The sequence below is a fragment of the Chitinophaga silvatica genome, assembly GCF_003419895.1.
Taxonomy (GTDB): domain Bacteria; phylum Bacteroidota; class Bacteroidia; order Chitinophagales; family Chitinophagaceae; genus Chitinophaga; species Chitinophaga silvatica.
Genome location: NZ_QPMM01000016.1, coordinates 78,408 through 89,630 on the forward strand (window position 1 = coordinate 78,408; position 11,223 = coordinate 89,630).

Consider the following 11,223-nt stretch of genomic DNA (forward strand, 5'->3'; position numbering starts at 1 on the left):
GCTTCTTAAGTATCGAAATCTCAAAAGGGGCTGACCAAAAAGTAAACTGGTAAGTCCTGGAACTAAAAAGGGCGGACTTGAAAAAAGTCAGCCCTCAGCATCTTGTTCGTATAATCAATACAGCAATAGACAAGATGGATTTACCGGAAGAAGGCAAAATTGATACCCCGATAACAACTACCCGGATAGCTCAACAAACAGATACCCTTACAAATATTATAGAGAAAGGGAGTACCGGCCGAATTAGGCGTAAAGCCATTACACTAAAGAAAAAGAATGCGAAAACTGCCAGGGCTGCCCGTTTGCTAAAAAATGTAAAAAATCTCAAACAGAAAACATAACTATTAGAATAAACGAAGTACTTGAACACTATAAAGAGCTGGCACGAAGGAATCTTGCACCAAAAACAGGCGATACATTAAAACGACAACGGGGGTAGAAATTGAATCTTGATTTGGGTATATTAAGATGAATAATAGCTTCAGACGTTTTAATCTAAGAGGTATATTAAAGGTCCAGACAGCATTTGGGCTTGTTGCTATGGCACATAACTTAAGGAAAATCTGTATCAAACTCCATAACCAGGCAATGGTTGCATAAAACCCAGCATTTTGACTAAAATGAACTCATTTTAACGATAATAAAAATCAAAATGCACATAAAAATATCTAATTAGATGTTTTTATGTGCATTTTGACAAAAAATAAGCTGACCAAATTTTTACTTTTTGGTCAGCCCCGCTAGTAAGTTTCTTGCTTTAGAATTGTTATTATCATCTGAACCGTCCACGAGATTTATTCCCAGTCGCCTAATAGTTTTTTTTGCCGGCAAACGATCTAGGAAATTGAGGTCATGCACATTGGCTTTGGTAATAGCTGCTTGCTGGATGGCGGCATTTTCATATATGATGAGATGGAGTTTATAAATAACCCAGCGTCTGTTCACAGCGCTATACCCTTTTGCAGGTGCGGTTTCAAAATTATGCCAATTATTTACTTCTTTTGCAAAGAGCTCTTTGCAAATACTATAGAATTTTCTGAAATTCGCTCTAATGTTGTGCATCGTTCGTTTAGGTATTTGTTGTTATTTACCAAGATGATTGCACAACATTTTTTATTTCATCAATAACACACGATTTAATAGTATAACGTGTTAGTCCTTAATAAGCACTATTCTATTCGAGACTCAAATAATAATAAACTCATTTTGATATTAAAGGAGGATAGAGTATTATTGCGCCAAAAAACGGTAAACCCATATTAACACATTAACCTGTCCAGCATTATTCTTTTAAATATCCTATATCCTGGTTGCTAAACTGAAAAATGGCGGATTCACTCTTTACCTAAATGAAATATCTACTATTCCTGCTTGTCTGCGTATTTTCTTTTCGTTTTGTATCAGCCCAATCTCCAAATTTCGGTGATAATCTTCCGGGAAGCGCTGATGTAACCGCTTTTTCAAGATCAGCTAGTATCCCGGTCAATTTTTTTACAGGAATACCATCTATCACTATCCCAATCTTTAACTATGAAGGTAACAGCATCAACACAAATGTCTCGCTGGACTATTTCGCGGGAGGAATCAAGGTTGATGAACCAGCCACTAATACAGGTTTAGGCTGGCATCTGAATACCGGTGGCGTCATTATACGACAACTACGAGGCTTTCCTGATGATTGTCCGGGAAGGGGCTTCATGTACACACCTACAGTCAATCCTACATCTCAAAATGCACGCCCGTCCCGCAACGGTGTCACTTTACCCGGGTTCCTCGATCGACAATACGCGGCAGATTCTATAGATAGTCAGTACGATATATATCAATACAGCTTTAGTGGGAATGCGGGCTCTTTCATTATAGGAAAAGATAAAAAGGTAGTACTGATCCCCGAAAAAAATTTAAAAGTGCGATACACCTTAAAAGGTCAAATAACAAACGCGCCATTAAGTAGCATTGATGAATTTTCGATAATAATGGAGGATGGCAGCGCTTATGTTTTTTCTGAAAAGGAAATTACCGTACGTTCCAATCGCCCATATTATGATGCGTACAAAGGATACATTTCTGCCTGGTATCTTAAACAGATAATTTCTCCTTTTGGCATTGATACGATCACCTTTAATTATAACACCAATTTCACTAGAAGCCGTGTAAGTCTGTCAGCCATTCGTACAGAAGGCTACGGCGATCCACAGGAGTCAGTCAGCGCCGATGACATACTAATGTGGAATAAAGCTATTTCGCAAATTGCCCTGCCTAACAATAAGACTATTAACTTCAATTATTTTGAATTCAGCAGATGCGATGCAAACGGGCAGTATGCATTGAAAAGCATCGAACTGAAAGATAGCTCATTCCGCAGCGGTTTCAGATTTAACTATAAATACTTTACCGAAACCAGCGGTAAGGAATATAATTTTGAGAGCTTGAGCTGCCCGGCAGATATCAGCAAATTGAAACTGCAAAGTCTGGTTCAGTACAATCCCTACAGAACGTTCCCTCCTTACGAGTTTACATATTCAGACTTGGGAGTTCCCAAAACAGGAAACCTCGACAAAGACCATTGGGGTTACTACAACAAAAAAAACAATACAACCAATATTCCTGCCGCAGCCGGTTTACCCGGAGCAAACAGGGAACCAGATGCATTATATGTCAAAGCCGGATCTCTTTCCGCCATAAAGTATCCCAGGGGCAACAAAACAATATTTGACTTTGAAATTAATGATGAGGGCACCTACTACTACAATCAACCATCCACTATAACAATGGGCCCATCGTTAAGTAACAGTGTTCCAATAATTGTATCTTCAGTCTCCGGCAAACCTCTTAAATTTACTTTTGCCCTTACCAGGCCTCCCGGCAGCGTTACAGCCTGCAAAACCAATATAGAAATAAGGAATACAGCAGGTACAATATTAGATGCATTTGCAGTTGGTTATCCGGATGGAATATATGAAAGATCCATTTCGCTTCCTTCAGGTTCTTATACGCTCAAATGGGCTAAAGATGCAGCTTCCACATGTACAGATGACTACCTTGCCAATGCCACCGTGACTTGGGTAAATGAAGCGGTTGATTACAACTTTAACCGGGTTGGAGGGCTAAGGATAAAAAAGATAACCTATACAGACAGTGCGAGTAAAGCTATCCCCATAGTAAAACAGTACAATTACAAAACCACCACCGGAAATTCTTCAGGTTTCGTCATGACCAAACCTGTTTATGACTATCAATTTATAATCGCTAAATACTGTATTCCCGGATATTGCCCTCCTGGCATCCCACTTACTTGCAGAGTATCATCTCCGTTAAACAATCTTGAATATGTGAATGGAAGCGTAATAGGGTATGCCAGAGTAGAAGAAATTGTAACAGGTTCAGGTAAAACGGTATATGAATACAGTACATGCCAGAGTATGAATTACTTTCCTCCACAACCAGTTTTCCCCTTTGCAAACTACCCCGTTCCTCATTGGCTGCTGGGGCTTCCTACTAATGTAGCCACATACAGCGAATCTGGGAAAAAGCTCACTCAGTCGTCAACCACATACAATGCAACTACCACTGAATTGCAGGATACCCTGTATAAATCCTGCAAGTTAAACCCCGAAAGGAGAATGGAAAATGCTACCGAGTATATTTATGCAGCATCATTCTTCTATCCATTAACTGGAAAAGTGCTTCCTTTAAATACAACCAACATCACCTATAGCGGCACTGATTCTGCAATGATTGAATCAGTCAATACATTTGATCAGTTCAATAATTTGAAAAACACTAGGGTAACCATAAACAAACAGCTTGGTCAGTATATGGATACCAGGTTCTACTATCCTTATGACTACAATACAGGCGGCACACTGAAACGAATGAAAGACAGTACTATAATCACACCCGTTTCAGTAGAAAAATGGCTCATCAAAAACAACACAGAGATACTTACCGACTTAATGATAAATGATTTCCAGGAAATCGGGAATGGAAGCATTCAAAAAACAAATGTATTCAAACTTGTCAGCAACACACCCTTGTCCCTTTCTGTCATTGGAGCCTTTAATCCCAATTCATTGAACAGGAACAACACATATATCAGAAACGTCTCTTCGAATAATATTTTTAATAATAAGTCAGTACCAATTGAAACAACAGATAACCTTACACAAAGAAAAGAAGCACTCATATGGGACAATGAACAACAAACGGCCCTAGCCCACGTAGATAATGCAGGATATGGGGAAATTGCCTACACCAGTTTTGAATCGGGCAATCACGGCAGATGGCTGATAGAGCCTACAGGAAAAATCATTTACAACATCGCTATGACAGGCAGGCAATCATTCAATTTTACTGGAAAAATAACAACTACTGTAAATGCCGGCAAACAATATAAAGTTACCTATTGGTCCACCGGTAACGGCGCCACCGTCAATGGCAATAACGGCACTAAAATCAAAACCAGAGGTCTTTGGAGTTTATACCAACATATCTTGAATGCAAGTACAACAACTGTTTCTGTAGTTGGTAGCAACATCACTATCGATGAACTTCGGGTATACCCCACTAATGCAAAAATGAGCACACAAACGCCATGGCCATTCATGGGTATAACCAGTAACTGCGATCCACTTAACAACATTACCTATTTCGCCTATGATGACCTTGGACGACAGGTACTTCAAAAAGACGAATTTGGAAACATCACAAAAATGGCATGCTATGGTAATGCTAATGAGACCACTGATTGTAATGCTGTTTATAAAAATGAGGAACGCAGATATTCTTACATTCAGCAAGGCTGCACAAATGGGAAACCAGATACAGTGATTTATACAATCCCCGCCGGAAAATATACATCTGCTGTAAGCCAATATACTGTTGATAGCCTTGCCAACGCTGATGCAGCCGCCAACGGCCAAAACAATGCTAATGTTGTCGGCTCATGCGGAACTGTCTATTCAAAAGTCATTTATAAACAGGTATCAAATAATTCTACCGCTATTTATGCTAACTTCTATAGTGACCCCGCATGCACCAAGCCCAGAACAGTCTGGAATTTAAAGGTGAATTACGCCATAACAGACAACTGCGCCAGCGATCAGAACGATTCAGTAATCGCCAACGGAACCTCCGCTTACCTGACCTCTCTGCCTTATTTCTATTATGAATATACCGATTGCCCTGACTATGGACAAGACTGTTATACACTACAATGCAACGTGGATTGTGTCCTCAAGCCAGGAGGCTATATTATCAAATAATATAAATTGACTATTCTAATGATAAAAAGATTATCTATCATCAGCCTGTTGTACATTTTAGGTACACTTACCTCACATGCCCAATCTGTCTTATCATCCGACAGTATGGCTATGAAAATGGCAAAAGCAGTACAGCTACAACTACATGCATCGGATACACAGTGTTATAAAATCTATACGCTGTATACGAGACGCAATAAACAGACTGACAGCCTGAGAGCAGTTGGCACCAATAGCGCCCAGCCTTATGCTATGATCTTTATTAACCAGGCGTTCTATACAGATATGAAGAAAATTTTAAATCCGGATCAATGGCTGCAGTACAAAAACCTGGAAAACGCAAAGCACCAGGCAGCAATAAAAAGATTAAAAGAAAAAGGAATCGAAGTGCAAGAATCCTACTCGGCCATTCCTGAATATTGAACAAAAATTCACTCCCTATACAAAATACTATATTGTGAGTACCCACATTAAACAACTGATAATACTGAAAGTCATTACATGCCTGATCCCGCTAACATCAATGGCTTTTCAGGTAAAAGACACAACAAAACTACCCTTGGGCTTTGCACGGTCCTGGCAGCCACATGCGCCCTTAAAAGATGCATCAAGCATCACCGATCAAAGCAAAACACCAGCAGATGTAACCCAGTCGACTATCTATTTTGATATACTCGACAGACCCGTCCAGGCCGTGGGAAAGAATACTTCTCCTCAAAATCAGGATGAAGTTTCGGTATTTGTTTATGACTCACTAGGTAGACAAAATATTCATTACCTCCCCTATACGGGTTCAGGCAGTGGCAACTATAAACCCAACTGGTTGACCGAACAAAACCAGGCAAATTCATCCCTCTATCCAGGCCAGGCCCCCTACTACGGAGGAATAACTTATGAAGAATCTCCTCACGGTAGAGCGCTTAAAAAAATGATGCCAGGACAAGCATGGAAAGGCTCCAATCGCGGCGTATCGTTCGACTATCAACTCAACACCGTATCGGACAGTGTAAGAATATGGGAGCTGTCTTCTGATACCGATATCCCCTATTCTCCTGGCTTTTACGGTGCAGGAACTCTCACTAAAAATATTGTCACGGATGAAGATAATCATCAGGTTATATCATATACGGATAATACAGGTAAACTAATACTCAGCAAGCTGAAAGCAATTGACGCCCCCGGCACAGCCCACATGGGTTGGCTATGTACCTATTATGTATATAACGACCTGTTTCAACTGCGTTATTCCATCCCCCCTCTTGCTGTGGCCTTAATCAACTCAACCTGGAATATAAATCCAGCTTTAAATCTTTGCCAGAAATTAAGCTATGACGAAAGAGAGCGTGTCATAATTAAAAAGAATCCGGATGTAGCTCCTGTAGAAATGGTATATGACAACAAAAACAGACTGGTATTCTATAGAGACGGAGGCATGTTGTCACGGAGTATTTGGGTCGTTAACTTTTATGATGACCAGGATCGCAACACTATCACAGCGCTCTATCATTCAGCTTCAAGTCGCGAACAACTCCAGGCGCTAATGAATACAGCGTCATCAGGCAATACTTCAGCATCCTATGTAGTTCCTGGTAAAGCAGACTTAATTGTAGCTAATTTTCAGGAAGGAGAAAAATCTTATAAAGCCACAAACAGCATCAGTTTTGAACCAGGATTTGAAAGCAGTGTAGGTAGCGAGTTTGAAACCCTCATTGATAAAAATCTTACAAACGGCACCGAAACAATTATTGTAAATAACCCACTTCCAAACATTAGCAATTACGATCCTATCATCTATACATACTATGATAATTATAACTTTAACGGAGCTCGGCCTTTTGAACCAGGCTTCATTCCAAAACTAAATGCAGGAAACGATACCCATCCATTGCCAGTAGTACCTATTTACTATACAGAAGGAATGTGTACTGGTCGGAAAATAAGAATTTCCGGAACAGATGAATGGTTAACCACAACCCTCTACTACGACGAGAAAGAACATCTTATCCAGTCAAGAATCGATAATATCACCGGAGGCGAGAGTATAAACACTAGTCAATACAGCTATGACGGTAAGCTCCTTAGCACTTATCAGTACGTAAGTAATCGCCAGTCAGCAGGCTTCCGTGAAACCAAAGTAATGACCTCCAATATTTTTGACATTAACGGCAATCTTATTGCTGTAAAGAAGCAGGTTAATGACAACCCATCTTTCAGTAAAGAAATAGTCAACTACGAATATGACAACGTAGGTCGCTTAAGTGCAAAAAAACTGGGAAAACAAACGAACGGATCTTTTCTGGAAACACTTTCATACAACTACAATATACATAACTGGCTTACCGGCATTAACAATGAATACCTGAACGGAACCGCTTCCGACGGGAAACACTTCGGTCTTCAGTTAGGCTATGAAAGCGGATTTGACAGCCCTCGATACACCGGAAGCCTTTCCGGTGTAAGCTGGAAAGGCTGGAATGATAAAATTGCAAGACGTTATAATTTCAGATATGATAACGCCAGTCAATTATCGTCTGCAAATTTTACACAACAAAATCCTGGTAGCACCAACTGGTCGAACAATCTTGCTAACTTTTCCGTAGAAGGCTTATCATACGATGCTAACGGAAACATCCTGTCTATGAAACAGTATGGACTGAAAGCATTACAACCAACAATTATCGACAACCTTACTTTTAAGAACTATGACTATAGTAACCAGTTAAGATACGCTACAGATGCATCCAACGACTTTAGTTCGAAAATGGGCGACTTTAAAGAACCTGTAGGTAATGGGATCGCCAACACCGCCAGCAATATACCAGACTATACCTACGACCAGAATGGCAATCTGGCCTCAGACGCGAATAAAGGTATTGCTAGTGTTTTATACAACGAACAGCATCTGCCATACAAAATAACGGTTACCGGCAAAGGGACTATAGAATATCTGTACGATGCTTCAGGTAAAAAACTGAGGAAAATTGTTACTGATATTACCCGTCAGCCTGCAAGAGTTATTAATACTGACTACATCGGTAATATGGTGTTCAAAAACGATACTTTACAATTTATCGCCCATGAGGAAGGGCGCGTAAGACCCGTGTTCAACAAGCAAACTCCTGATATCAACTATGTCTATGACTATTTCGTAAAAGACAATACAGGCAATACCAGAATGATACTGACAGAGCAGACCAACTTTTCAATGTATGCTGCTACTATGGAAACAGCATCTGCAGCGAAGGAAACGGCTCTTTTCAGCAACATTGAAAACAGCAGGGTCAACACACCTGTCGGCTATCCAGAAGACAACACAACCAATGAAAATCAATTTGTAGCCAAACTGAATGCCCAACAAGGCGGACAACCAATTGGCCCATCCCTCGTATTGCGTGTGATGGCTGGAGATACATTACATGTTAATGTAAAAGCATTTTACAAATCCAATGGCCCTGCCGAGAAAAATGCTCCGCTTACTGATAATATGTTGAATGCACTCGCCCAAAGTTTCGGTAGCACCGGAGAGTTTTCAACAGATGACCATGGCATATCTGCCAGCGCTAACAATAGTCCTATTAATTCAAACTTCTACAATACCGATTATCAACGCCTGAAAGAGAGAAACAATGATCCTGCTCAAATCTCAAGACCCAGCGCTTATCTGAACTATGTACTATTTGATGAACAGTTCAAATTGGTGGAGGAAAACAGCGGAGTAAAACAGGTGCAACAGACACCAGATCAATTGCAATCGCTTAATCCAGAGGAAATCGTCGTAGCTAAAAGCGGATACGTCTATGTTTACACAAGTAATGAAACTCCGCAGGATGTATATTTTGATAACCTCATAGTAACGGTCAATAATGTTGGGGTACTGGAAGAATCACACTTTTACCCTGGAGGCCTGATAATGGACGGTATCAGCTATAGAGCATATGCAGCACTCGATAACGCGGTTCTATACCAGGGCAAAGAGCTCCAACATAATGAATTCGAGGATGGCTCAGGACTAGATTGGTATGACTTTGATGCCAGATATTATGATCCACAAACATCAAGATGGCTGAGCCCTGATCCATTGAACCAGTTCTCCAGCCCATATCTGGCAATGGCGAACAATGGCCACCAGGTTATTGACCCTGATGGGAAATGGGCATTCATTGATGATATAGCTGCAATGGCTATTGGCGGTGTTATAAATGTAGTCAGCCAGGCCATGGCCGGTAAAGTAACAAACTTATGGGAAGGACTCTCCTACTTTGCTGTTGGTGCTGCTGCTGCTGAAGTGACAATTTATGCGGGACCACTCGCAGGAGGCGCCGTTTCAGGCGCAGGAAATAATGCTGTAGATCAGTTATTCCTGAATGGATTCAGTAAATTCGATTTCGAAAAAACCCTTGTCAGCGCAGGGACCGGTGCTGCAAGCAGCTTTGTCGGTGCAAAACTATCAGGCGCGCTTGGACCTGTAATTGAAAAAATTGGAGTAAAAATTGCTAGCCCTGTTATTAAAAGCGGTTTGCAAAACAGCATGCTCGGTGGGCTCACAGGAATGACAATTGGTACAGGAATGGGATTTTTACAGGGAAAAAGCCTTGGTGATGCATTTTGGTCTGATGGAATTTCTGGCGCCGGCACTGGAATGGTTGCAGGTGCCATTTCAGGTGCCGCAGGAGCATATAAGCAGGCCCGAGATACAGAACATAATCCATGGACCGGAAGGTGGGAAGGGAAGTTAGACGAGATTCCAGTAAAAAGAATATATGATTATGCTACAGATAATGGACTTAAAAGTACGCAACAGGGCGAGTTGGATCCAACGAAAGTGCTCAACTTCTATCAGCTGATGAAAGATGGTAAGTTCGATCCGTATAAAGGTCAGGCCGGCGGATATAAGAATTATGGTGACACTTATCTTGGTGACGGAAACCATCGTTCTGCAGCGGGTATTCTCTTTTTCTTAAAAACAGGTGACATGGGCCCATTGAATATTATTCTCAATAATGAAAATTTCCGGTCCATACCAAAAGCACCCAATAATGGCAGTAGTTACCGGACCATTAAAGCACCCCAAAAATAATGATGGAGATATTTTCCTTACAGTATCCACTAAAAAAAGAAGGATTTGAGATTGAGCCATTTACACTGGAACGTGGGGCAATATATAAAGTAATTGGCCCCTTCCAGCTGCAACAATATCTGCTTGGAAGGGCATATAAAAAACATTTTTCCCTGCATGGAAAAGCCAAAGTTATATACTCCCATCGTGCAGAAGGTTTTCGTTGGAAAAATGTCAGGTTCCTGCTCGAAAAGAGAAGGGGCGCTTCCGTTGCTGATTTCTTCATGCAATCATTAAATTTACCAGATGATACAACAATAGATAACCTAAGTGGAACTTCCAGCATCAATTTATTCAACTTCGAATTAAATTATGACAGGTTCGATCTTTTCTATTTTATTGAACTGGGATACGACCCCGTTGGTACTGATCTCTTATATCAGTACATGCGGCTCCGCATTAACCAGGATAAGTGCTTTATCGTTCAGGATGTGTGGGCAACTGGCAAAGAACTGGATAAAATAACACTTACCAAGTTGTAGCAGTTGTACGGAACGTTCCTGCTTCTTAAGTATCGAAATCTCAAAGGGGCTGACCAAAAAGTAAAATGGCAAGTGGAACTAAAAAGGGCGGACTTGAAAAAAGTCAGTCCTCAGCATCTTGTTCGTATAATCAATACAGCAATAGACAAGATGGATTTACCGGAAGAAGGCAAAATTGATCTCCCGATAACAACTACCCGGATAGCTCAACAAACAGATACCCTTACAAATATTATAGAGAAAGGGAGTACCGGCCGAATTAGGCGTAAAGCCATTACACTAAAGAAAAAGAATGCGAAAACTGCCAGGGCTGCCCGTTTGCTAAAAAATGTAAAAAATCTCAAACAGAAAACATAACTAT

Annotated in this window: 7 protein-coding genes and 2 pseudogenes; 8 read left to right on the forward strand and 1 reads right to left on the reverse strand. The window is 40.7% G+C overall.

The features are described from left to right. The first annotated feature begins 77 nt into the window (after positions 1-77). The 3 genes and pseudogenes from DVR12_RS25295 to DVR12_RS28185 all read left to right on the forward strand — a co-directional run bounded on the left by DVR12_RS25295 (position 78) and on the right by DVR12_RS28185 (position 600). The gene (locus DVR12_RS25295) at positions 78-341 is read left to right on the forward strand and encodes a hypothetical protein (protein WP_147323539.1); all 264 of its coding nucleotides are present in this window, start codon (positions 78-80) and stop codon (positions 339-341) included. Beyond that, positions 320-439 (forward strand): annotated as a pseudogene (locus tag DVR12_RS28180) (hypothetical protein); the annotation flags it as partial. The gene DVR12_RS25295 and the pseudogene DVR12_RS28180, both read left to right, overlap by 22 nt. A gap of 23 nt (positions 440-462) precedes the next feature. After that, positions 463-600 carry a transposase gene (locus DVR12_RS28185; RefSeq protein WP_394337600.1) on the forward strand — a complete coding sequence of 46 codons (138 nt, stop codon included), beginning with the start codon at positions 463-465 and terminating at the stop codon, positions 598-600. A 210-nt stretch (positions 601-810) separates the two neighbouring features. Here DVR12_RS28185 and DVR12_RS25310 read toward each other — a convergent pair. After that, positions 811-1,062: pseudogene (locus DVR12_RS25310) on the reverse strand (hypothetical protein); the annotation flags it as partial. 287 nt (positions 1,063-1,349) lie between these two features. On the opposite strand from DVR12_RS25310, the gene DVR12_RS25315 reads away from it, so the two are divergent. The 5 genes from DVR12_RS25315 (at position 1,350) to DVR12_RS25335 (ending at position 11,219) form a co-directional block, all read left to right on the forward strand. Continuing rightward, entirely contained in the window at positions 1,350-5,264 is a 3,915-nt protein-coding gene (locus DVR12_RS25315) for a DUF5977 domain-containing protein (RefSeq protein WP_116978606.1), read from the forward strand. An 18-nt stretch (positions 5,265-5,282) separates the two neighbouring features. Further along, the gene (locus tag DVR12_RS25320; RefSeq protein ID WP_116978607.1) at positions 5,283-5,687 is read left to right on the forward strand and encodes a hypothetical protein; all 405 of its coding nucleotides are present in this window, start codon (positions 5,283-5,285) and stop codon (positions 5,685-5,687) included. A 34-nt stretch (positions 5,688-5,721) separates the two neighbouring features. After that, positions 5,722-10,341 (forward strand): DUF6443 domain-containing protein, encoded by a 4,620-nt coding sequence (locus DVR12_RS25325; RefSeq protein WP_147323540.1) that lies wholly within the window; start codon positions 5,722-5,724, stop codon positions 10,339-10,341. Continuing rightward, positions 10,341-10,862 (forward strand): hypothetical protein, encoded by a 522-nt coding sequence (locus DVR12_RS25330; RefSeq protein ID WP_116978602.1) that lies wholly within the window; start codon positions 10,341-10,343, stop codon positions 10,860-10,862. Before DVR12_RS25325 ends, DVR12_RS25330 begins: the two co-directional genes overlap by 1 nt. 93 nt (positions 10,863-10,955) lie before the next feature. Continuing rightward, positions 10,956-11,219: a hypothetical protein gene (locus DVR12_RS25335; RefSeq protein WP_147323541.1), complete on the forward strand. Its 264-nt coding sequence runs from the start codon at positions 10,956-10,958 to the stop codon at positions 11,217-11,219. Positions 11,220-11,223: the final 4 nt, after the last annotated feature.